This window comes from Mesorhizobium sp. WSM4310 (genome assembly GCF_007003935.1).
GTDB lineage: Bacteria > Pseudomonadota > Alphaproteobacteria > Rhizobiales > Rhizobiaceae > Mesorhizobium.
In genome coordinates this window covers 68,771-91,414 of sequence record NZ_VFTA01000018.1, presented here as the reverse complement: position 1 = coordinate 91,414, position 22,644 = coordinate 68,771, and the positions used below count along the sequence as shown (strand labels likewise).

The following is a 22,644-nucleotide window of genomic DNA, read 5'->3' as shown; positions in this document are numbered from 1 at the left end:
TGTGGAACGGGGCGGCTCAGGGCCGCCCCGTTGCGAACAGAGGCGCGACTACAGGTTCGGGCACTGTTGCCCGGGGTCGACGCCTTCGAATTTGTCGACGACGGTCACCGAGCCATCCGCCTTTACCTGGCCGAGATACATGGTCAGCGGAGCGTGGTGCTGCTTGCTCATCGAGACCGTGCCGCGGGGGCCGACGAAGGATACCTCGGCAAGCGCTGCGAGCACAGCGGCTGTGTCGGTCGACCCGGCTTTCTCGACCGCGGCCTTGTAGAGGTAGATGCCTTCATATTCAGGCACTGAGAGGTCGTTGGGGGTGCGCAGGTCGGCGCCGAACTTCTTCTCGATGGCGGCAAGGAAGGCCTTGTTGGCGTCGCTGCCGATGCTGGTCACATAGGAAGCGGAAATGAAGATGCCGGCAGCATCCGCACCCATGCTCTTGGCGGTCCCTTCGTCGACGGCGAGGTTGCCATAGGGGATGGTAACACCAGCGCCGCGCAACTGCTTGGTCAAGGTGACGTTCGGCGCGCCGCCGGCGGTCGAGGTGATCACCGCATCGGCGCCGGAACTCTTCAGGTTGGAGATGATCGCCGTCCAGTCGCTGCCTTCCATCGGCAGATACTCCTCGCCGACCACACTGGCGCCTGACTTCTCGATATAAGCCTTGGCGAATTCCAGCATGCCGCGGCCGAACGCGTAATCCGAGCCGATCAGGAAGAATTTCTTGGCGCCTTGCGTCTTGATGAAATTGTCGACGATCGGCGGCACCTGCTGCTCCGGCACCCAGGCATTGACGAACAGGTTGGCGTTGCAGGATTTGCCCTCGTAGAACGAGGTGTAGATGTAGGGTATGTCGCCCTTCGAGATGATCGGCAGGCCGGCATTGCGGGCAGCACTCGTCTCCATGGTGATGACGGCGTTGACCTCCTTCTGGAAGACCAGCGAATCGAAGGCCTTCTGCGCCCCCGCCGCACCCGAGGCATCGTCGGCGATCTCCAGCGCAAGCTGGCGCCCGAGCACGCCGCCGGCAGCGTTGATTTCGGCAACGGCCAGTTCCGCCGATTGGACGACCGAAGGCGCGACGACGCTGTTGGCGCCAGAGAGACCGACCGGGATGCCGATCTTGATCGGTCCGTCCGCGGCGAAGGCGGCGCTGGTCAGGGCGGCGCTGGCGAATGCAAGGATCACTGCTCTGTTCTTCATGGTATTCCCCTTTCTTTGGTTGATCTTACCGGGTGGTGCCGGCTTCTTCTTGGTTATCCGTAGACGTCACTGCGGCGGTCGCCGATGGCGTCGTTGCGCTCACTCAGCGCGCGCGCCTTGGCGACCTCGCCGAGCTTGATCGTGGCGATGAGGATTTCCTCGTCGGCTTCGCTGGCCGGCCCAGCAATCGGCCAGCCGGTCGGGCCGACGATCAGGCTCCTGCCGACAAAGGGCTGGCCGCGCTCGATGCCGACACGGTCGGCGCAGGCGATGTAGATGCCGTTGCTGTGGGCGGCGGCCTTGTGCAGGATGTTGGCCATCGGCTCCGGGTGGTCGCCCTGGGCGGGCATCGGCACCCAGTTGGTCGGCACGCAGACCAGCTCGGCGCCCTTCAGCGCCAGCTGCCGATAGGTCTCCGGGAACCAGCCGTCATAGCAGATCGCCACGCCGATCCGGCCTATCGCGGTCTCGAACACCGGCAGGCCGAGATTGCCCGGCTGGAAGTAGAGTTTTTCGCGGTTCCACAAATGCAGCTTGCGGTAGGTGCCGATGGGACCCGATGGCCCGCACAGCATGGCTGCGTTGAAGAAGCGGTCGCCGTCGCGCTCGGCAAGACCGCTGACGATGTGGAGGTCAAGCTCGTTGGCCAGCGAACAGAGCAGCGTGGCGCTGCGCCCATCCGGGATGGGCGCAGCGAGCTCGGCAAGCTCTTCGTGGCTGTCGAAGACATAGCCGCTGTCGGCCAGCTCCGGCAGCACCACCACAGATGCGCCGAGACCGGCGGCCTGGCGGATCAATCGCTCCATCGATTTGAGATTTTTGTCCAGCCGGCCGATCGCCGGCTGGAACTGGATGCAGGCCAGACGTAGGTCCGCCGTCGCTTTCGCATGTGTCGTCAAGGCCTGTCTCCAAACGCAAAAAACCCCTGGGCGCGGAAGTCATCCGCGAGCCAAGGGCTACATAGCCATCAATGTGAAACGGCATTCCTGCCGATGAGCAAACCTGCTCGTGCTTTAAGAAATTGCACGGACGGGAGATCGCGTCAAGGGCCAAAGATTCTGGCCAAAACCGCTGGTGTAAAGTTCGATTTATGGAAGCAAAATCAGCTGGTTATACCAGCTTTTTGCCGCAGCATATCGCTAGCGGCCTATCGATCGGTCGGCTGTTTCTGATTGCCTTGCGTGGCAATTCCGAAGCCGAAAGCCCGCATCGCTTCCTGGGCCGCGAGGATGCCGTCGGCGACAGAAACCAGCGCCACCCGCTTCGATGTCGCCTGATCGCGGATGAGCTTGTAGGCAGTCTCCTCGTCGACGCCGTTCATCTCGACCAGCACCTTGACCGCCTTCTCGATCGTGCGGCGACCTTTCAGCGTATCCTCCAGCTTGCGCACCTTGTTGGCCAGCCGCCCTTCGTAGCCGTAGCGATAGCGGGCCAGCGCAAATTGCGTTAGCACGCCCAGTTGTCGCAGCGGTTTGGTGATGACACCGTGGGCGTTGAGGTCAATGATCGCCTTGATCGAAGTCGGGCTTTCGTAGGTGACGATGGCGACGACTGCTGCATTCACGCCTTCTATGAGTGACACCATCGCATCGGTCGGCGCTTCGCCCACCTGCACGAACACCGTGTCGATATCGCCCGGGATCGACGCCGGCGGCGGCCACGCCGCCCGGACCTCGCAACCCAACCGCCTGAGGTGATCGACCAGGGCAGCGCCATCCTCGTCCTTGGGGTGGATGACCAAGATCTTCGCTTGCCGCAGATCGTTGAGGATGCGTTTGAGCGTCGCCGTCATTACAGCCACGGCTCCTCGAAATGGGTGGCGGCGAGATAAGGGTCTGGCCGGATCGGCGCCTGCGACTGCCATACGATGTCGAACTGGCCAGCAGCGTTGGCGATGCCGATGCGCGGTGTCGACCAGACATGGCGGTTTTCCTGGTCGAACATTATCCTTCCCTCCGGCGACGCATAGTCGACTTCGAGCGCCGCCTGGCTGAGGCGGAATGTGTCGAGGGTTCCCGCCTTCTCCAGCGCGCGAGCGAACAGATGCACCTGCGTATAGGCCGTTTGCGACCACATGGTCGCGGTTGTCCTGTCGCCAAAGCGGCGGGCGAGGTCACTGACAAAGCGCTGGTTCTCGTCGCTGTCGACACTCGCCAGATAAGGCGCGGCCAGCACATGGCCGGTGCAATGCTCGGCCCCGATCACCCGGATCTCGCCTTCCGCGAGCGTCAGGCTGGCGATCGGCCGCTTTGTCCGGTCGATGCCGGCTTCGGCATAGAGCCTGTAAAGGATCTGCGCGCTACGCCCGATCACCGTCGAGAAGACGGCGTCCGGCGCGGCCTTTTCGATGTCGGCCATTAGCCGTCGCATCCGGCGTTCGTCGGCATCGAGCGGCACATATTGTTCCTCGACGATGGTGCCGCCCCTGCATTCCAGCAGGTCGCGCATCACCCGGTTGGATTCATGCGGGTAGATGTAGTCGGACCCGGCCATGAACACGCGCGGTCCGTAGCGTTGCAGGATGAAGTCGGCAAGCGCGAAGGTGTTTTGGTTGAGCGTGGCGCCGGTGTAGAGGACGTTTTCGGAATATTCGAAACCCTCGTAGATCGAGGGGTACCAGAGCAGGCCATTGTAGCGCTCGACGATCGGCAGCACGGCCTTGCGGCTGCCCGACATCGAACATCCGAAGATGACGTTGACATCGTCCTCGGTCAAAAGCTTGCGGGCGAGCGACCGAAACGCCTCGGGGTCGCTGCCCGGGTCGTAGGCAATCGGCTCGATCTGCCGCCCCAGTACGCCACCGCCGGCATTGATCTCTTCGATTGCGAGCGCCGTGCCGTAGAAATGCTCGCTTTCGGTGACCGAGGTGATGCCGCTGCGCGAAAAAAGGATGCCGACACGCCATGTCTGGGCTGTTCCTGGCACGGCAATCCTCCCCTGCGTTTTTCCGGGAAAGGCCTATTGCACATGAGGCGTTATGGCAATCGTCATTGGATAGTTGCTCTAGTTGCGTACAGATGACGTGCCGTTTGGTCAGTAGTTAATGCAAAGCGCCGCGCACGTCTCGTTTGAGCGAATGTCAAGAATGCCACCAAGCAGCCGCCATTGTAGCGGCCACTTTGAACGAGCAAAGTTGGCGCAAACTCGCCTATATCCAAAGCACCAGCGATGTCCGCTTTTGGTAGGCGAACCGCACTACTAGAATGACCGAAATGAGGCGCAAAGCTGCCATCAAAGTCGGAGAATATCGGTTGTGGAATTCCACTGCGAGAGATCCGCTTCTGGCCCAAAGCCGGCCTTCGCGACCGGATTGCGGGTGACCCCTTTGCGCCTCTAACCGGACTCTCGGAGCCGACTACCGAGCTGGTCTCGCACCACAGCGGGGCAGCGCGACGCCTCCAGGCTTGGCGATGCTCTCGCCACATGCTGCAACATGCCGCCGTCCCATAGATGTCACCGTTCTCGGCAACCTCAAATTGGCTTGAACTGGCTTTACCTACGCGCGACAGCGGGAGGCGCTCGTCCCGTTATCTTAAGTGACGCTTGCGCCATCCTAACCTCCGAGAACACTACTTCACCGGGCCACGTGTGATGGTCGTGAGTCCCGCGATCACGTCAAACGCCTTGATGCTCAACGTCGGATCACCTTTCATCTCCGCAATAATTGGCCCGTCCAAGAAGGCTTGCACTGTGGCGCCATCGTCGAAAAGATAGATCCCTCCGGCTTCGCTTTGGGCCTCGTTTATGATCCAGACCTTCCAGCGCAGGCCAGGTAGGTCCGCGATGGGTTGAGCATAGGGCAGGTTTTCTCGCTCGTACTCGGCCCTCGGGCCGGTGAGCTTGTAGTTGATTTGCAGGATTTTGGCCGACATGTCTTCCCTCCCTTATTTCCTCTGTAGTAGGCGTTGCGCGGCTAAGAACGACCCTCCGCGCGTGAGCCTGCAACCTCAGTGTGGTTTTCAAGAAAGCGGGACGATTCCCTCGAGCGCCGCATAGACCAAGGTTCGCAGCCAACGGTCCATGCTGCGTGCAAGGCCGGGGTCGCCGCTCAGGAAAAGGCCGCCCTTTTCTTTCTCACGCTCGATGCTGGAGCGGCCCTCCAGGATGGCCCCCAGCGAAACAACGCCGGTCTCGACGTAAAGGTCGACGTCTCGGCGGGGGTCGAGCGAGCATAGCTCGGGCAAGTCCGCGCCCGGCTCGACCACAAACCAGTAGTGGGGGCACTTCGGTGGGGGATCGTCGCGGAAATGGAAGCGGATGACGGCGCGCCGCCGCGGCAGTTCAGCGAGGTCGATCTTTCGCCGCACGAACCACATGAGGGTCGAAACATCCACGTCGGCGAGCGCGATCTCGGCCTCGATGTTGCATTGCGCCCATTCCGCCAGCGCGTTCATCGCCGGCTCGAGCTTGATCGACTTCTCGGTGCGGAAATAGGCGACGTTGCCCGACGCCTCGTCCTCCACGCGCTCGACCAGGCCCAACGCTTCCATCTCCTTGAGCCGCCTCGACAAGAGGGCGGACGAGATGTTGCCTACCCCCTGCGAATGTCATTGAAGCGGGTCGAGCCGTTCCAGAGCTCGGTCAGGATTTGGATCGTCCAGCGCGGCTCCGGGAACTCGCAGGCGCGCGAGATCGGGCAGAGCAGTCCGTAAGGCCGTCGCGTCATCGCTGAGCGCTCCTTTGCCGCAAGTTAGGCCTTGCGGAGGACTAAGGCCAGTTCACAATCTGAAGCGGAGCGCTTCCGAAGCTGCCCTGGCGCCTTCCCGCCTTCTGCCGTCACGGTGATCGTCATTCGAGCAACCCGGCCAACGGAGGTTTACCATGACCAGGCGTAACGTGATGCAAACGACACTAGGCCAGACCGCACGGGGCTTGCCGGGCACTGCTCTTGATCGTCCGCTCGAACGCCTGCCGGCCCTTGTCCATGAGTGGCGGACCCGCCGCAACATAGAGCGCGGGCTTGGTCACCTGTCCGACTTCCATCTGCGCGACGTTGGCTTGACCAAAGCTGACGTCGAAGCGGCCTGCGCAGACAGCTTGGATCGATCCGCCTCTCGCGCGCTCAAGAGTGCAGCGCAGAACCGCACGGGCAATTGGTGAGAAAGGAAAGCTGCGTGCGAGGCGATCGTTCTAAATCCCCGTTGATCCAAAGACAGGAACCACTTGAAGGCGGCAAAATGATCAGCCGAAGCCGGGCCGCCATCAATCTCTAAGCCCTAATTTCCAGAAAACTGGCGCGCCGCAAGGGATCCGAACTGATGCGTCCGCTTTCGGCCAGATGCTTTCATTCCACAGCATGAATCCGAACCGCGGTCCAAGGCGCTAAGCTGGCATTCGCAGTCGCAGAACATCCGTTTTGGAATTTCACTGCGATATGGCCGCTTCTAGCCGGCAGCGGAACGGCAGCATTTGGTCGGCCAATGCGCAAAAGCGGACCTTAGTAAGTCAAATCGCCTCCATGCACGCTAGCGACTAAGCCGGTCATCCAACGGCGCATTCTGCGTGCCTCAAAGTGGACCGTCGGATATCGCCTAGACGGACGTCCCTTTGCTGTTGATGCTTTGGGCCGTAACTTTACTATGGCGTTTCAGCATACCGAATGATGCTTTGATTTTGAACGCTTTCGATCAACTCGTCCGCACGGGACAGAAGTCGATGGAGCAAAGGTGATGAGTTAGCGTCGGCATATCCCAAAGTAAGATCGACTGTCGGAGGCACACCTTCGAGCGCCCTGGCAACGACGTTCGGCGTCAGCATATTCTGTGCATACAGCGGAACGAGCGTCACGCCTCCAGTGGACGCGACCAGTGACATCGCCGACGATATATTCTCGCCTTCGTACTTAGGTTTCAGCGTGATTCCAGCGCTCGATGCGTAGGCCTCGATCACTGCTTGCAATACCGGAGACGTCCTCGCTGAGCTGACGTAAATTTCGCTGGCAAGGTCCTGCGGCCGGACCTTTTTGCGCGAAGCCAGGTGATGGCCCGCTGGCAGGATGGCGATCAGAGGCTCCTTCGTCAGCAATTTAAAGGTCAGGCCCAGGCTCTGTTTTTCGGGGCGAAGGAAGGCCATGTCCAGCTTCCCGCGCATCACCGCGAGGGCAAGTTCAGGGGAAGACAGGCTGCACAGCGTGACTTCCGTTTCCGGTACTTCTTCGCGGATGATGCGCAACAGATGAGGCAACCACGTGACCTCCAGCCCTACAAGAAATCCGATGGAAAGTACGGGCCTATTCGGCTGCGCCGCCCGCTGAGCACCATCGACCGCGGCCTCGACCTGCAGAAGTGCGAGCCGGGCATGATCTAGGAAGACGCGTCCCGCAGGGGTAAGCACTACGCCGCGTGCCTGCCGCTCGAGCAACATCACGCCGATTTCGGCTTCCAAATCGCGAATCTGTCGGCTCAGCGAAGGCTGCGATGTGTTTAGCCGCCGCTGGGCAGCAGTTAGCAGACTACCCTCCTCTGCGACGGCAACGAAATAGCGTAAATGTCGGAGTTCCATGGGTCACCGTTATACTTTTAAGGCATAGGTCGAACGTACAAAGTCTTTGTCGCCGGTGGAAGACAGCTCTAGGTCTCTTTTGATCAACCAGGAGACCGCAAAATGTCGACAATATCCAAGCTGACCATCGTGTTCTGCCACGGCATCTGGGCCGACGGTTCATGCTTCAACAAGGTGATTCCAGCGCTCCAGGCAGACGGTCACGAAGTCATCTCTGTTCAATATGGCCTGGATTCGTTCGAGGAGGACGTGGCGACTGTAAAGCGGACACTTAACCGCGTCGGCAATCCCGTCCTCCTTGTCGGGCATTCCTACGGTGGTGCTACCATTACCGCCGCCGGCGTTGACGATCGCGTCGTGGGGCTCGTGTTCATCGCGGCAGTTGCCCCGGATGCCGGCGAAACGGTGCAGAACCAGCTCGATAAGTACCCATCGGATATCTTCACGCGGGTCGAGGTCGCGGATGGACGCGCCTGGATGTTGCCGAATGGCCCTGAATTCTTCGCGGGCGACCTATCCGAGGCAGACCAGAAGCTCATATGGGCTACCCACTATGCGCCCGTGTTCGATCTGTTCCATCAGCAGAATCTCAGCGCCGATCGAATCGCATGGAAGTCAAAGCCGAGCTGGTATGTTCTAGCCACGAAAGACCATACCGTGCATCCCGACCTGCAGCGCTGGGTCTCGAAACGCATGGGCGCTGATGTCACCGAGGTGGTGAGTAGCCACGTGCCGATGCTTTCCCATCCTGCCGTCGTGATCGACGTGATCCGGAAGGCAGTGGCCGCAGTTTAGAACAACTGACAAAGGCCTAATCGGGAAGGGAGGAGACCGCGCGAGGCGGCCCTCTCCCTCTCTCTTTTGCCCACGCGAAGGAGCGCATGACGCTAGGCTCGTGGTCAAAGTTCCTATGATTGGATAGAATTTTAGGTGGGTCAGCTCGAGGCCGAGCGCCACTGCGCACAGGCGCAAAACGGACCCGCCTTTGCGCACGCCATTCTACGCCAGAGCCCTCTCACCCTTTCAAACGCTTTACATCAACCGCGACATGGGCGCAGATCGAACCTGCAAGTTCAGAGAGAAAGAAATGTACAGCGTAGCGGAAGTAAGAAACGGAACGGCGCGGCAAGCGAAAATCGCCACCGAAGCTTTGCTTTGCCGCAGGTTGTATCCGGTCATTCCCACTCGATTGTTTAACCAGCTTATAACTCGTTGAAATTACTGTCAAATATTTTTCGGAATTGTGCAAAGTCCGACACCAGAACCGTCAAAAAATTACGGCGTTGATTCTAAAAGGAAAATCGCCGCAAAAAATATTTTGAGGTTTCACCAACTATCGAGAACAATCGGGCGATTTTTTTCACTTTGTGGCGCTCGACGACGCGCCTTACCTGCTTCAAAAAGTACCGTCACTTCTCCAACCAACAGATTTTTTCGGTGCAAAATCAATAGTCATGACCCGGGAGGACATCCCAGAGTCGGTGATTTCATTGACTTTTTCGCGGGCCAAAGTCAGAAATCTTCCCATGTCGTTCGTGTGTTTCCGCAGCCCAGAAAAATCCGTTTTCACGCTCGATCCAAATCTCGCCTGGGCGTTCCAACCATGTTTTCCGGAGGGCACATTGGCACTCTGATATTTCCAGTCTGCATCAATGGTGAGTGGATCGGACGGCGGCGAGCGAATCCGGGACGGCTTGCCAGTCCGGTCTGTCGGGCGCGAAACGCGCCCTCAGATAGTTCACGAGGTCGACCAGATCGGCATCGTCGAGGGCGCCGCCGAAGGCAGGCATCGCCATGACACCGAAATCGGTCGCGTCTGTCCTGAGCGGCGAGGCAGCCGGCGCAGACACGCCTTCCAGGATGGCATGGAGGAGATTGTCCGGCGCATCGGCATGAAGATTGGTGTTGAGAGCCAGCGACGTGATGGACGACGCTTCGGAATGACAGGTCTCGCAGGCACCTGCGAACATTCGCGCACCGCGAGGAAAGGCGGCCGCAGCTTTGGGGGCAGCAAGATTTGCAGCATCGATGACGCTTTGGATCGATCCGCTGGCCGCGAACGTTTCGCCGCCAACGTTGAAACTGGCGAGATAGACCGCCAGCGCCCTGATGTCAGCATCGGGAAGCGGTGCCAGCGAATCCACCACGTGAGCCATCGGTCCCGCCGCCGCGCCATGCTGGGCCGAGTGGCCGGTTCGCAGATAATCATAGAAAGCCTTTTCGCTCCAGGCGACCGGCGCGAAGGATTTTGCCGTCAGCGAATGTGCGTGCCAGCCGTCGGCGACGCCGCCGGCAAGATGCATCGCGCCCTTGATCTCTCCGCCGATGACATTGCGCGGCGAATGACAGGCACTGCAATGGCCAAGGCCTTCGACCAGTTCCGCGCCGCGGTTCCAGGCCGCGCTTCGGGCCGAATCGGACGGTGCCGGCGATGACGACAGGAAAAGCGCGTTCCACCCTGCCATCAATGGCCGTACACCGAAGGGAAAACGGAGCTGTGTTTGCGGTACTTTGGCCGTCACGGCGGGCTGTGCCATCAGGTAGGCGTAGAGCGCCTGGAGATCGGCCTCGCTTGCTTTGGCGAAAGATGTGTAGGGGTGCGCCGGATAGAGATGGTGTCCGTCGCGCGCAACACCCTGGCGCATCGCCCTGGCGAAAGCCGGGTAGGACCAGGTGCCGATGCCGGCCGCTTCATCGGGGGTGATGTTGGTGGCATAGACGATGCCGAAGGGGGTTTCGAGAGCCCTGCCTCCGGCAAAGGGCGTGCCGGTGACGCCGACATGGCAGACGTTGCAGGCGCCAGCCGCTGCGGCCAGCCGGCCACGTTCGATCGTGGCAGGCGAAAAGACATCGGATAGCGGACGCGCCACAGGGGCAATGGCCGCATTGAACGGGAAAATTCCTGCGCCAAGGGCGATGGCGCCGGAAAAAGCGCCGGCAAGTGGCCAGGCAAACCGCAGGCGCGAACCTTTGGCTCGGGCCGTTCGCCTGTTCCCGTTCGATGGCGACGAAGCCGGCAGCGGATTCAGGGCGGCGCGCACGCGCTCCGGCGTCAGCGGCAGTTCGCGAAAACGCACGCCGGTGGCGTCGAACACCGCGTTGGCGATCGCGGCCGCACTTGGTACGGAGGCGGACTCGCCGGCACCCAGCGGCGGCTCGTCGGGGCGCGGGATCATCAGCACGTCGATGTCCGGCACCTCTGGAAAGCCGATGATCGGATAGGCGCCCCATTCGAGGCTGGCGACCGCGGTGGAAGAAAAATTGACCTCCTCCTTCAGAACGCGGCTGGTCGACTGAATGACATTGCCATGAATCTGGTGGCGAACGCCGTCCGGGTTGATCACCGCGCCGGTATCCTGACCGCAGATGACTTTGGTCACCGCGATCTCGCCCGTCACCTTGTTCACGGCCACGTCGGCGACCCAGGCCGCCCAGGCGGCTGCCTTGCCCGGAAAAGGACCGTGGACATAGACGGCATAGGCAAAGCCGCGCCCGTACAAAATATCGCCCTCGCGGCCATGCGTGCCCGGCTTGGTATGCGGTTTCCACTTGGCGCGTTCGGCCACGGCCCGCACCAGTTCGATTGCGCGCGGATCGGTTAGATAACGCAAGCGGTATTCGACTGGATCGACTTTGGCCGCCGTCGCTAGCTCGTCGATGAAGGATTCATGCGCAAAGCTGTTTGGCAGCGCCGAGACACCACGAAACCACGAGGCGCGGGCAAGTGTGGGCATATCGTGGACGGTGACGCGCAGATTGCCGAATGCATAGGGAGGCACCGCCGTGCGGTCGCCCATCAAGGCGACCTCCGCGACTGGTGAAACCTTGCCGGTCAGGATCAGCGGCAGGGTCGGCGCCAGATTGGACGGGTAACGCGTTTCAAAGTCATAGGCCGCCGGACCACCCTCCTCGTCCAGGCCGCCCCGCACATCGATGACCTGCGCGGCACCCTTTGGCTCCCATGCGTGTTCCTGCTCGCGAGTAAGCTGGACCCGCACCGGCCGGCCGACAGCCCGGGACAACAGGGCGGCGTCAGCCGTCACGTCGTCGGCGCAGTTGCGTCCGTAGCATCCGGCCGCTTCCAGTCGTTCGACAACGATCCGGTCTTCCGGCATGTCGAGAAGTTGTGCCAGGTCGGCGCGCATCGGAAACGGGTTCTGCGTGCCAGACCAGACCGTCAGGCCGTCGTGGCGCCAGTCGGCGACCGCACAGGACGGTCCGATCGACCCATGCATCTGGTAAGGCCAGACATAAGTGCGTTGCATCGGCTCGGCTGTCGCGCCGAGCGCGCGTTCGACATCTCCCCGATCGGCCAGCTTGCGGGCCGTCGACGGATTCCCGCGCAGCGCCGCCTGCGGTGCATTGAGGTCGGGCATGTCCGGTGCGGCGCGCCATCGCACCTCGAGACGTTGCATGGCCTCGACGGCCTGCTCTTCGCGTGAGGCAATCACGCCGACGAAATCGCCTACGGCCACCACGGCGACGAGGCCCGGCACATTGGCCACCGAGTTCTCATCGACGGAAATCAGGCTGGCACCGACGTGCGAACCGGAATCGAAGCCGGCATAGGGCGGTCGGACAACGCGCCCGTGCAGCATCTCAGGCAGACGCACGTCATGGACGTAGGTGAATGTGCCGGTGGCTTTAGCCGGTATGTCGGTGCGTGGCTGCGGCCGGCCGACGATGCGGTATTGCGAAGCATGTTTTTGAGGCGCGTGCGGATTGATGAACAGGCGCGTGTGGGCGCCGGCGATGAGATGACCAAAGCTGACCAGGCGGTTTGTTTCCGTATCTCCCGCGCGGACCACCCCTTCCTCGATGACCAGATCTTCCGCCTTCAAGGCGAAGCGGGTCGCTGCCAATTGCAGCAAATGAACGCGCGCCGTCGCAGCCGCCGCGCGCAGCGGCTTTGCGCTGATCTGGATGGTTTCGCTGGCGATGGTCGCTCCTTGATCCGGCGTGGCCGAGGTCGACCCAAGCACCATGCGGACGCGGTCGAATGGAACATCCAACTCCTCGGCCACGATCTGGGCCAGTGCAGTGCGAATTCCGGTGCCGAGATCGACATGGCCATTGAACGCCGTAACGTTGCCTTTGGCGTCGAGCGCAAGGAACAGTTCATCGTCCCTGCCCTCCAAAGGATTTGGGCGCAGAACCAGAAGCGTATCGGGATCTGCCAGATAGGCCGCGGCAGGCCGGTCGCGCGGGCCGGTCATGAAGCCGTCTCCTCTGCCTCAGCGACTGCGACATCGGATGGGGCCAGAGCCGCTTCGCGAACAGCAGCAAGGATTTCAAGATGCGTGCCGCAGCGGCATAGATGGTGGCGCAGGGCAGTTCGAATAGCGGTCTCGTCCGGCTTGGGATTGCTTCTCAGCAACGCCACGGTGGCGATAATCATCCCGTTGATGCAGTAGCCGCACTGGGCGGCGTTGTTTGCAACAAACGCGGCTTGAACGGGATGAAGGTGCTCAGGCTTTCCTAGCCCTTCCAATGTCGTGATCGACCGGCCTGTGACCGCCCCGACAGGCACCGTACACGAGCGAACCCCGGTATCGCCGACGAGCACGGCACAGGCGCCACACTCGGCCAGGCCGCAACCGTATTTCGGGCCATTCAGGCCAAGGTCGTTTCTTAACACGTGGAGAAGCGGCGTCGACGGTGCGACGGAGACTTGCACATCCATGCCGTTGACGCTCAGCGCAATCAATGCCGCCATCCAGACTTGCTGAAGGCTGCAAGCACTATGGCGTACTTCAGTCGTTCGGATCCGTATCCTCTCCGAGGAGGCGAAGCGTGTGGAGAAGTGCCATTCGTTCGGCAGGATTCAGGGGCATTAAGGTCAGTTCGGTGACATCTCTCGCATGCGGCACGACTGCTTCCAGCAATTGCAGACCGGCGGTCGTGATGGAGACTATTACCTTGCGCGCATCCGCGCCGTCCTTCGAAAACGCAATCAAGTCGCGATTCTTCAACCTGTCGATGATCCCACGAATTGTGCCCTGGTCGACGCTTGTTGCCTTCACGAGTTCGCTTTGCGACTGAGGGCCGCTGTCCTTTAGCGCACACAGTGTCGAAAATTGAACTGCCGTCAGTTGCGGATCGCCAACATTCGCTTGGAAGATTGCGAGATGTCGCTGGTAGGCCCGCCGAAGCAGGTAGCCGACCTGGTCCGTGAAAACATAGGGATCCGCATTCTCGATCCGATCCGCTTCGTTTGGCCTGTGATCCGGCACCGCGCGTTCCGCTCCAAAGTCGTAGCACCCGACGCATGCATAAAACGCCCGCGTTGCGCAAGGCAAGACAGCTTCCGTTGCTGCTTTTATGTCCGATTTGCGGGCCGCATTGCGCGAGAGTCTTTCGGCAGCCGGATCTGCGGGAGCCAAGACGCGGTTGCCCACGCTGCGTGCCTTTTGTAGGGCCGTAAGCCGCAGGGGAGTCCGGTCGTACAGGCGCGATTAAAAAGTGCATACACTATAATATCTGTTTTGCAGACGATGTCAAATCCCCATATTTCCGCAGGTTTTTTTACCGTCGTTCTATTTTTCGATTGACATTTAGAGTGTGTACTCTATAAATACACAGACGATCGCGGTTCTAAATTCACACGGAGGGTCAACGAGCCCATGCCAATCCAAACGCAAATTGCCGTCATCGGCGCCGGTCTAGGGGGCGCTGCCGCTGCCAGCCTACTTCAGCAAGCCGGCTTTCATGTCGACGTCTTCGAACAGGCTCCAGCTTTCGCACGCATCGGCGCCGGCATTCACATGGGTCCCAATGTCATGCGGGTGTTTCGTCAACTCGGAATGGAAGACGCTGTCGTTGACATGGGGTCGAAGCCCGATTTCTGGTTCAGCCGTGATGGGCGCTCCGGCGAGTATCTTTCCCGAATTCGGCTCGGCGCGTTCGCCGAAAAAGAGTATGGCGCTCCTTATGTGACCGTCCATCGCGGCGATCTGCACGCGCTCCAGGTATCGCTGTTGCGCCCGGAAAACCTGCACTTCGGCAAGCGGCTGGACGCGGTGACGGACAATGGCGCCGGCGTCGAACTCAGCTTCGCCGACGGCACTCGAGTCACAGCCGAGATCGTTATCGGCGCCGACGGCATCAATTCGAAGGTGCGCGAAGCACTGCTCGGCAAGGAAAAGCCTAACTACAGCGGCTGGGTCGCCCACAGGGCGGTGATTTCGTCCGACAAGCTAAGCCGCTACGGCCTCGACTTCGAAGATTGCGTGAAATGGTGGTTCGAGGACCGCCACATGATGGTCTACCACACCACGGCGGACCGCAGCGAATACTACTACGTCACCGGCGTCCCTCACCCGGCCTGGGACTTCGATGGGGCTTTCGTACCCTCCAGCCGCGAAGAGATGCGCGACACGTTTGCCGGCTGCCATCCGGTGGTGGACTCACTGATCGACGCGAGCGACGAGGTCACCAAATGGCCGCTGCTCAACCGCAAGCCGCTGCCGGTATGGAGCGAGGGGCGGCTGGTGCTGCTCGGCGACGCTTGCCATCCAATGAAGCCGCATATGGCACAGGGCGCGGCCATGGCCATCGAGGATGCCGCCATGCTTGCGCGGTGCCTGGGCGAAACCGGGACCAGAGATCACGCAGCCGCCTTCGCCCTTTACGAAGCGAATCGCAGGGATCGCGCCTCGCGCGTGCAGGCGGTGTCCAATGCCAACACCTGGCTGCGCAGCCAGGAAGATCCGGCCTGGGTGTTCGGCTACGACGTCTATGGCGCCACCTTGAAGAGTGAGGTTGCCTGATGAGCGCCATGGCAACGTCAGGGGCGAACGTTTTCGCGAACGGCATCCGCCAGCACTACCGGCACCATCTCGGCGCGGGAGCGCCGCTGGTGCTGGTGCCGGGCATCACCAGCCCGGCCGTGACCTGGGGCTTCGTCGCTGAAAGGCTTGCTCGCGAATTCGATGTCTACGTCCTCGATGTGCGTGGCCGCGGTCTGTCGCAATCCGGCCCAGGCCTCGATTACCAACTCGACTGCCTTGCCAATGACCTGACCGGCTTCATCGCCGCGCTCGGTCTTTCCGGCGTGACGGTGCTCGGCCATTCCATGGGCGCGCGCATCGCAATCCGCGCCGCGACGCGAAACCCGGCCGGTATGGCGCGGCTCCTGCTCGTCGACCCGCCCGTCTCGGGGCCGGACCGCCGCGCCTACCCGTCGAAGCTGTCCTGGTATGTGGATTCGATACGGCAGGCAGAAATGGGCATGGATGCCGAGGCGATGCGTGCGTTCTGTCCGACATGGAGCCACGAGCAGCGCGCGCTGCGCGCCGAGTGGCTGCACACTTGCTACGAACCCGCTATCGTTACCGCCTTCGAGGGCTTCCACACCGACGACATCCATCAGGATCTGCCCGGCCTTCCCGTCCCCGCTGGCATCATGGTGGCGACGCGCGGCGGGGTCATCGAACCTGCCGACGAAGCGGAAATTCAGTCGCTCAACCCCGGCATCTGCATCGAGCGCGTGCCCGATGCCGGACACATGATCCCCTGGGACAATCTCGAAGGGTTTCTGGCCGCGGCTGACCACTTGCTCGGAACCGCTCTGGCAGCGAGGAAAACGGCATGACCACGAAACCGTTCCGGATCGGCCAGATCGTGCCGAGCTCCAATACGACCATGGAAACCGAGATCCCGGCGATGCTGATGGCGCGCCAGGCCATCCGCCCCGAGCGCTTCACATTCCATTCGAGCCGCATGCGCATGAAGACGGTGAGCAAGGACGAGCTTGCCGCCATGGACGGCGAATCCGACCGCTGCGCGGCCGAGCTTTCAGATGCGAAGGTCGACGTGCTCGGCTATGCCTGCCTGGTCGCCATCATGGCGATGGGGCTCGGCTACCATAGGCAGTCAGAGGCGCGGTTGCGCGGTCGCACGCAGGAGAACGGCGCCGACATCCCGGTCGTCACCAGCGCTGGCGCCTTGGTCGACGGCCTCAAGGTGATGAAGGCCAAGCGCATCGCCGTCGTGGCGCCCTATGTGCGGCCCCTGACCGAACTGGTGGTCAACTACATCCGCGAGGAAGGTTTCGACGTCGTCGACTGGCGCGCGCTGGAGATCCCCGACAACCTCGACGTGGCGCGACACGATCCGGAAAACCTGCCCGGCATCGTTGCCGGCATGAACCTCGAAGGTGTTGACGTGGTCGTGCTGTCGGCTTGCGTGCAGATGCCGTCGCTGCCCGTCATCGCCAAGGTCGAAGCCCTTACCGGAAAACCGGTATTGACGGCGGCGGTCGCCACCACCTACGGCCTGCTGAAGGCGCTCGGCCTGGAGCCAGTCGTTCCCGGCGCCGGCGCGCTGCTTTCCGGCGCGTACTGAGGGAGACGGCCATGACTCAGCCGACAATTTCCATAGAGGCTGAAACGCAGTCGGCAGCCGACAACTACGGCGGCGTCTGGGGCAGTCGCATCGGCTTCGGTCGCAAGCCGGCGCTGTTGGTGATCGATTTCATGAAGGCCTACACGACCCCTGGCGCGCCGCTCTTCGCACAGGGCGTGGTGGAGGCCGTAGCGCGCACGCCCGAACTGCTGGCGGCAGCGCGCCAAGCCGGCGTACCGGTGGTCCACACCAACATCCTCTATCGCGCGCCGAGCTGCGCCGACGGCGGGATCTGGGTGAAGAAGGCGCCGGTGATGGCAGCCTTGGTCCCCGGCAGTCCGCTGGCCGAATTCTGCGACGGCGTCGAGCCGTTGCCGGATGAACTGGTCGTCACCAAGCAGTATGCCAGCGCCTTCTTCGGCACGAGCCTGGCGCCGATGCTGCATGCCGACGGCGTAGACACCGTCATACTCGCCGGATGCTCGACCAGCGGCTGCATCCGGGCAACCGCAGTGGACGCAGTCCAGCACGGATACCGAACCATCGTGGTCAGGGATTGCGTTGGCGACCGGCACGCCGGGCCGCATGAAGCCAACCTGTTCGACATCGATGCCAAGTATGGCGACGTCGTCGGCCTGAAAGAGGCGCTGGACGAAATCGGGCGCGCCGGCCAGCGAAGAGCGCCCAAGCAGAACGCATAACTGAATCCCATGGGCCGCGATGCCGCCCACATTGCAAAGGAGATCGCTGGATGGACCGCAACGTTCTGACTGAAATCTGCCTGCACCAGCTCACGCTCAGCGGCGTGCACGAAGGCGAGAAGGTTATCGTCCTGTCGCAAGGCAGCGAGCGCCTCGACTATGCCGATGCGTTCCTCGCCGCCGGCCAGCGCCTCGGCGCACGCATGTACCACATGCGCCTGCCCCCGCCGCTGCCCGGCAATGGCGCCTGGGCGGTCGGCGAGAGCGGCCTGGCCGCCAATCCCGAGGCGGTCGAAGCGCTGAAGCAGGCCGACATGGTCGTCGACCTCATCTTTCTTTTGTTCAGCCCGGAGCAGATGGCGATCCAGGCGGCCGGTGCGCGCGTCTTGACAGCCGTCGAACCCGCGCCGCTGCTTGCCCGGCTGCTGCCGACCAAGGAACTGCGCGAGCGCGTCGAAATCGGCGAGGCGCTTTTGTCGAAGGCCAAGACCATGCGCATCACCTCCCGCCACGGCACCGACGTGATCTACAGGCTTGGCGTTTATCCGACGGTTGGAGAATACGGCTACACCGACCAGCCCGGACGCTGGGACCACTGGCCAGCGGCCTTCGTCTTCACCGGCGGCGCTGACGACGGTGTCGACGGCAAGATCGTGCTGGCGCCTGGCGACGTGCTTTTGCCATTCAACACCTATGTGCGCGAACCGGTCGTCTACACGATCGAAAAAGGCTTCGTTCAAGACATCCGCGGCGGGCTCGAAGCCGAGCTGATCAAATCCTACATGGGCGAGTTCAAGGACCCGCGCGGCATGGGCATGAGCCATGTCGGCTGGGGCCTCGACCACCGGGCGCAGTGGCACGGCCTGACACAGTTTCCCGGCGGCATGGGCATGGAGTTGCGCTCCTTCTACGGCAACGTGATGTTTTCGACGGGCCCCAACAACGAACTCGGCGGCCCCAATGACACCGCCTGCCACCTGGACATTCCGATGCGCGGTTGCAGTCTTTTCCTGGATGACGAACCGATCGTGGTGGACGGAGACATCGTCGTTAAGGAAATGCAGCAAAGCCAATAGAGGAAACTGCCGGCACTCACGGAGTGCACCAGCGTCGTTCAAACCAACTCTTTCAACATTGGTGGGACATGCAACAGACACGATGCAGTTTTCTGACAATTGGATATGATGAGGTCGAACGACCGACCATCGGGCAGGAGCGCATCAGCGCAAGCCCGGACGCTCGTCAGTGAGACGAGGTCGAGCTCGACCAATCGTAGGCCCCATTCGCGGCATCACGCACGATTTCGGTCGCGGTGCGCGCCTTGTCGAGATTGCGCGCCGCCCCCACCACCTTGGCGCCGTACGCCACCACGCTTGCGCCGTCTCGATACCCAGACCCCCAGATACCCAGGTTACGAGATTCGTTTAGCTGAAAGGTCGACGCGGGAGCGCTCCATGCTTCAATCGGCGGATCTAAATACCCAAAGTGACGCCGACCGTGCCTTAGAACCGGCTGGCGCGCTCTTCCGGTTGAGGCGACTTCAAACCATGGCAAGAGCATTCCGGATTGACCGGAAGTCGTGCCGCGGTCTCGACGCATTGCTCTACAACTTCTCGTGCAGAAGGATCAGGCGAGCGCCGCCCGTCTCGCCGGCTATAAGAGGGCTATGGCCGAGGCCGGTATCCCGATCGACCAATCGCTGATCGGTGACGGCACGTTCACGATGGAATCGAGCGCGGCCTGGTTCGATCGCCTGCTGGCATCGTCGGATCCGCCGACGGGCCTGGCATGCGCCAACGAATTGGGCCTGCTGGGAGCGTTGCACGCTCTCGGCAGGCTGGGTCTTACACCGGGCCGCGACGTCCACATCGTCACGCGCGACAACACCCGGCTGGCGCGCTTCCTGCCGGCGAAGATCGGCGTTCATTCGGTAGACATGGCAAATGTCGGGCACAAACTCATCGAGGGCCTGGCGAGCCGGATCGCAAATCCACTTGGGCCGGTCGCGGCAATCTTGGTGCAAGGCAGATTCGACCCGGCCGAATAGTCCGGCCGAAAGCAGACCGACGGCTTCGAGGTCTACCGGCGTCTTCATTGCCGCGGGCGGTTTCCCAGATCGCCTGCAGGCTGAACGGTCTAGATAAACTCGCGGTCGGATCGGCCGCGCGGGACTGAACCCGGATGCGGCCGATGCTGTCAGGTCGGCCGCATCTTTGCTTCTTAAGACACCGCCTAAGCCCCAGCCTGCTGGAAGCCCGCTTCCTTGAAGCGCCTTGGCAGCAGGAAACAACGTTTTGGAATCGATGCGTAGTGCTCCACGGCGTTCCAGGGGGCCGATCAAACCCTGCAATGTTCTGGGCGATGGTGCCGGCGAAGAGCCTATCATCCTGTAGAACGCAAGCCACCACCTCGTGCTCCGCAGTTGGCTTGAGTCCCATGCAATATACCCGTTGGACGGCCGTCAGTTCAAAGTCGGAATCCGAATGCCCTGTTCATCGAAACGATGCAGGTGCAGTCGGTCAGGTGTCATCCGAAGCGTCCCTTCCTTCCTGCAGCAGGCAATCGAACCAGGCGAACGGCTCGCCCTGGATTATCTTGGCGAAGTCGGCCGCGAGATCGGTCATCGGCTCAGCGGCCTGATCGATCTCATCGACCCGGAAGTCGTCATCGTCGGCGGAGAAGCGGCCCGTTTTGGTCCGGCGCTTATCGAGCCCCTCCTTGCCACTGTCCGCGAATCCTCGTTCGCGACCCCGCCGCCGATTGAAATCGACTGGGACAACAACGTCTGGTCCCGCGGCGCTTCGGCACTCGCGATTCAGCAGTTCTTCGACTTCGAAAGCACTGCGGGGTTTGAGCGCGAGAGCGGAACCCGCCCAACCGGACATACCTGACCTCGAGGTCCATATCGATCTTGGCGGCGGCACACGTCCCGTTCGGCGGGCTTCTGACCAACGCGACTGAGAGCAGTGTAGAGCGCTTGCTTATTAAGGGGTTCGAGTCCCTTTGGGCAAGGCAATAACAATATATATACCCGGCCTTGCTGTTTCTGCAGTCGCTCGCGACGGATGATATAGAAATTTCAATCGCGGACGTGGCAAAAGCAGGGGTCGAACTGGCGCGCTTCCAAGAGGTAGTCGCCGTCAAAGGTGTAACGTGCGATCTGGAATTTACAGAGCTTGAGAAGGTGCCGGTCGGCGCTGAGCGGCTAGTTTATTCCGCACATATAACAGTGGGCGAAGCGACGTTCTGCGCCATCGTCGAACGACCCGTGATCAGCGAAGATGCTACAAGCCCACAAAGACGACTCGGACTTGGAAGCCCTCGCATTATCGAAAGCTATGCAGGGACAGGAGAGGTTGAGGTTCTCCAAAGCCAGTTGCAAGCTGATGTTGAACGGGAGATCAACCAAAGCAACCTTACGCTGGGCATTGCTGACATTCAGCCTGCCTTTGAGGGCAGCGAAATACGCATCTATGGGTCCCCGGGCTTCGACCGCGCTGACATTTAATTGCACCTGTTTCGGCTCGGTAGGTCGCTTGCCGACGGCCGCTACTACGGTGCGACTGTGAGCGCGGCAACCAACATGCAACTGGCAGATATCAACCCGGCAATGATCGCGAGCCAAGCCTATTGATCCAGCGAATTGACAAAACCTTGGTGAAGTCGGCGAGGACCGCAGGCAGACTGAGGCACGGGTGGCCCACAATGGGCCCAGAACGTTTTGGGTTGAGTCGAATTTTCGTCAACAAAATCAAAGATCATGGTGGGCCCGGAGGGACTCGAACCCCCAACCAAGCGGTTATGAGCCGCCGGCTCTAACCATTGAGCTACAGGCCCCACGCGGGATGGATTAGTGTTTTTCGCTTTCCGGCACAAGGCTTTCCCGACGGGCTTTCGCGGATCGCCCAAATCACCCCATAATCGCGCTCTACGCGACCTGTGCGACTGGATCGCAGACCAAGGAGATTTTCATGACCAGACATCTTTTGCCCCTCGCGCTCGCCGCTACAATCGCTTTTCCGGCGATGGCTGGAGCCGCCGATTCGCCGACGCCCGCCCGCATCATTGTTTCGGGTGAAGGCGAAGCGACCATTCCTCCCGACCTGGCTTTGCTGTCGCTCAGCGTGATGCGCGAAGCCAAGACGGCGCGTGCCGCCCTCGATGCCAACAACGACGCCATGGCCGCCGTGATCGCTGCGATGAAAGCGGCGGGCATCAAGGATCGCGACCTGCAGACGGCGGGCATCCAGATCAACCCGCGCTACAACTACACCAACAAACCCGATGGGAGCCAGGAAGCCGAGTTCGTCGCCTACCAGGTGACCAACACGCTTTCGGTGCGCGTGCGCGACATCGACAAGACAGGCGAGATCCTCGACAAGGCTGTTTCGCTCGGCGTCAACCAGGGCGGCGGCATCGCCTTCACCAATGACGATCCGGCGGCCACCGTCACCGAAGCGCGCAAGAAAGCGGTGGCCGACGCCATGGCCAAGGCCAAGACGCTTGCCGCGGCGGCCGGCGTCAGCCTCGGCAAGGTGCTCGAGATCACGGATCAGAACATCAGGCCGGCACCGATGCCGATCAACGCCAAGGCTTTCGACGCCGCGGCAGGCGCCACGCCGGTGCAGGCCGGCGAGAACGCCTATAACGTCCAGGTGACCGTCACCTTCGAACTGAACTAACCAGCTTCGACAATCCATGGCGGGGCTCTTCGCCCAGCCATGGATTGTCCGCCGGCGCGCATAAAAAACCCCGCGGGATCGTTCCCGCGGGGCTTTTTCGAGCCGCGCCCGCCCGATGGGACAGGGGCTCCGCTAGTCCAGGCTCATCTTCGAAGAAGATGATGCCTCCAGACCGACCTTCGCAGAAGGTTGTGTCTCCAGACTGACCCCCTAGG

23 protein-coding genes, 1 tRNA gene and 1 pseudogene are annotated in these 22,644 nt (G+C 61.5%); 12 read left to right on the top strand and 13 right to left on the bottom strand.

What is annotated here, in order from left to right; translation table 11 throughout:
- Positions 1–48: 48 nt before the first annotated feature.
- The 7 genes from FJV80_RS19865 to FJV80_RS35630 all read right to left on the bottom strand — a co-directional run bounded on the left by FJV80_RS19865 (position 49) and on the right by FJV80_RS35630 (position 5,866).
- Complete coding sequence (locus FJV80_RS19865) at positions 49–1,200, bottom strand: substrate-binding protein (protein WP_142877210.1); 1,152 nt, start codon at positions 1,198–1,200, stop codon at positions 49–51.
- A 53-nt stretch (positions 1,201–1,253) separates the two neighbouring features.
- Complete coding sequence (locus tag FJV80_RS19860; RefSeq protein ID WP_142877209.1) at positions 1,254–2,099, bottom strand: nitrilase family protein; 846 nt, start codon at positions 2,097–2,099, stop codon at positions 1,254–1,256.
- Between the two features lie 248 nt (positions 2,100–2,347).
- Positions 2,348–2,992 carry an ANTAR domain-containing protein gene (locus FJV80_RS19855; RefSeq protein ID WP_095792942.1) on the bottom strand — a complete coding sequence of 215 codons (645 nt, stop codon included), beginning with the start codon at positions 2,990–2,992 and terminating at the stop codon, positions 2,348–2,350.
- Positions 2,992–4,125, bottom strand: a complete 1,134-nt coding sequence (locus tag FJV80_RS19850; protein ID WP_142877208.1) for a transporter substrate-binding domain-containing protein — start codon at positions 4,123–4,125, stop codon at positions 2,992–2,994. The genes FJV80_RS19855 and FJV80_RS19850 overlap by 1 nt, the downstream gene beginning before the upstream one ends.
- A gap of 644 nt (positions 4,126–4,769) precedes the next feature.
- On the bottom strand, positions 4,770–5,072 hold the full coding sequence (locus FJV80_RS19845) for a YdhR family protein (RefSeq protein ID WP_095775909.1): 303 nt from the start codon (positions 5,070–5,072) through the stop codon (positions 4,770–4,772).
- Positions 5,073–5,159: 87 nt separating this feature from the next.
- Positions 5,160–5,681, bottom strand: a complete 522-nt coding sequence (locus FJV80_RS19840; RefSeq protein WP_246689001.1) for a hypothetical protein — start codon at positions 5,679–5,681, stop codon at positions 5,160–5,162.
- Positions 5,682–5,731: 50 nt separating this feature from the next.
- Positions 5,732–5,866, bottom strand: coding sequence for a hypothetical protein (locus FJV80_RS35630; protein ID WP_280951258.1), 135 nt, complete (start codon positions 5,864–5,866; stop codon positions 5,732–5,734).
- Positions 5,867–6,021: 155 nt separating this feature from the next.
- Here FJV80_RS35630 and FJV80_RS19835 point away from each other — a divergent pair, with 155 nt between their 5' ends.
- Positions 6,022–6,300 carry a hypothetical protein gene (locus FJV80_RS19835; protein ID WP_142877206.1) on the top strand — a complete coding sequence of 93 codons (279 nt, stop codon included), beginning with the start codon at positions 6,022–6,024 and terminating at the stop codon, positions 6,298–6,300.
- A 477-nt stretch (positions 6,301–6,777) separates the two neighbouring features.
- On the opposite strand, the gene FJV80_RS19830 is transcribed toward FJV80_RS19835, so the two are convergent.
- Positions 6,778–7,701: a LysR family transcriptional regulator gene (locus FJV80_RS19830; protein ID WP_142877205.1), complete on the bottom strand. Its 924-nt coding sequence runs from the start codon at positions 7,699–7,701 to the stop codon at positions 6,778–6,780.
- 102 nt (positions 7,702–7,803) lie between these two features.
- Here FJV80_RS19830 and FJV80_RS19825 point away from each other — a divergent pair, with 102 nt between their 5' ends.
- Together FJV80_RS19825 and FJV80_RS19820 are read left to right on the top strand one after the other, a co-directional pair.
- Entirely contained in the window at positions 7,804–8,496 is a 693-nt protein-coding gene (locus FJV80_RS19825) for an alpha/beta hydrolase (RefSeq protein ID WP_095775912.1), read from the top strand.
- A 572-nt stretch (positions 8,497–9,068) separates the two neighbouring features.
- Positions 9,069–9,335, top strand: coding sequence for a hypothetical protein (locus FJV80_RS19820; RefSeq protein ID WP_142877204.1), 267 nt, complete (start codon positions 9,069–9,071; stop codon positions 9,333–9,335).
- Between the two features lie 15 nt (positions 9,336–9,350).
- On the opposite strand, the gene FJV80_RS19815 is transcribed toward FJV80_RS19820, so the two are convergent.
- From FJV80_RS19815 to FJV80_RS19805, 3 genes are read right to left on the bottom strand one after another with little or no spacing between them, the layout of a single operon-like run.
- Complete coding sequence (locus FJV80_RS19815; protein ID WP_142877203.1) at positions 9,351–12,917, bottom strand: molybdopterin cofactor-binding domain-containing protein; 3,567 nt, start codon at positions 12,915–12,917, stop codon at positions 9,351–9,353.
- A complete protein-coding gene (locus FJV80_RS19810; RefSeq protein WP_142877202.1) occupies positions 12,914–13,417 on the bottom strand; it encodes a (2Fe-2S)-binding protein in 504 nt (167 codons plus the stop codon). Before FJV80_RS19810 ends, FJV80_RS19815 begins: the two co-directional genes overlap by 4 nt.
- 37 nt (positions 13,418–13,454) lie before the next feature.
- Complete coding sequence (locus tag FJV80_RS19805; protein ID WP_095792937.1) at positions 13,455–13,934, bottom strand: MarR family winged helix-turn-helix transcriptional regulator; 480 nt, start codon at positions 13,932–13,934, stop codon at positions 13,455–13,457.
- A 390-nt stretch (positions 13,935–14,324) separates the two neighbouring features.
- Between FJV80_RS19805 and FJV80_RS19800 the strand changes: the two genes are divergently transcribed.
- Genes FJV80_RS19800 through FJV80_RS19780 form a run of 5 tightly spaced genes read left to right on the top strand, consistent with a single transcriptional unit; the run spans position 14,325 to position 18,823 of the window.
- Positions 14,325–15,470, top strand: coding sequence for an FAD-dependent monooxygenase (locus tag FJV80_RS19800; protein WP_142877201.1), 1,146 nt, complete (start codon positions 14,325–14,327; stop codon positions 15,468–15,470).
- Complete coding sequence (locus FJV80_RS19795; protein ID WP_142877200.1) at positions 15,470–16,294, top strand: alpha/beta hydrolase; 825 nt, start codon at positions 15,470–15,472, stop codon at positions 16,292–16,294. Before FJV80_RS19800 ends, FJV80_RS19795 begins: the two co-directional genes overlap by 1 nt.
- A complete protein-coding gene (locus FJV80_RS19790) occupies positions 16,291–17,046 on the top strand; it encodes an Asp/Glu racemase (RefSeq protein ID WP_095775918.1) in 756 nt (251 codons plus the stop codon). The genes FJV80_RS19795 and FJV80_RS19790 overlap by 4 nt, the downstream gene beginning before the upstream one ends.
- Positions 17,047–17,057: 11 nt before the next feature.
- Positions 17,058–17,747: an N-carbamoylsarcosine amidohydrolase gene (locus FJV80_RS19785; protein WP_142877199.1), complete on the top strand. Its 690-nt coding sequence runs from the start codon at positions 17,058–17,060 to the stop codon at positions 17,745–17,747.
- A gap of 50 nt (positions 17,748–17,797) precedes the next feature.
- Positions 17,798–18,823, top strand: a complete 1,026-nt coding sequence (locus FJV80_RS19780; RefSeq protein WP_142877198.1) for a leucyl aminopeptidase — start codon at positions 17,798–17,800, stop codon at positions 18,821–18,823.
- A 98-nt stretch (positions 18,824–18,921) separates the two neighbouring features.
- Here the strand turns inward: FJV80_RS19780 and FJV80_RS35145 are convergent.
- Positions 18,922–19,203, bottom strand: a pseudogene (locus tag FJV80_RS35145) (SDR family NAD(P)-dependent oxidoreductase); the annotation flags it as partial.
- 123 nt (positions 19,204–19,326) lie between these two features.
- On the opposite strand from FJV80_RS35145, the gene FJV80_RS19775 reads away from it, so the two are divergent.
- The 3 genes from FJV80_RS19775 to FJV80_RS19765 all read left to right on the top strand — a co-directional run bounded on the left by FJV80_RS19775 (position 19,327) and on the right by FJV80_RS19765 (position 21,255).
- On the top strand, positions 19,327–19,794 hold the full coding sequence (locus FJV80_RS19775) for a substrate-binding domain-containing protein (RefSeq protein ID WP_348643980.1): 468 nt from the start codon (positions 19,327–19,329) through the stop codon (positions 19,792–19,794).
- A gap of 436 nt (positions 19,795–20,230) precedes the next feature.
- Positions 20,231–20,638: an ROK family protein gene (locus FJV80_RS19770; protein WP_142877197.1), complete on the top strand. Its 408-nt coding sequence runs from the start codon at positions 20,231–20,233 to the stop codon at positions 20,636–20,638.
- A gap of 146 nt (positions 20,639–20,784) precedes the next feature.
- Positions 20,785–21,255: a hypothetical protein gene (locus tag FJV80_RS19765; RefSeq protein WP_142877196.1), complete on the top strand. Its 471-nt coding sequence runs from the start codon at positions 20,785–20,787 to the stop codon at positions 21,253–21,255.
- Positions 21,256–21,508: 253 nt separating this feature from the next.
- On the opposite strand, the gene FJV80_RS19760 is transcribed toward FJV80_RS19765, so the two are convergent.
- Positions 21,509–21,584, bottom strand: a tRNA-Ile gene (locus FJV80_RS19760).
- 134 nt (positions 21,585–21,718) lie between these two features.
- Here FJV80_RS19760 and FJV80_RS19755 point away from each other — a divergent pair.
- On the top strand, positions 21,719–22,429 hold the full coding sequence (locus FJV80_RS19755) for an SIMPL domain-containing protein (RefSeq protein WP_142877195.1): 711 nt from the start codon (positions 21,719–21,721) through the stop codon (positions 22,427–22,429).
- The last annotated feature ends 215 nt before the right edge of the window (positions 22,430–22,644 follow it).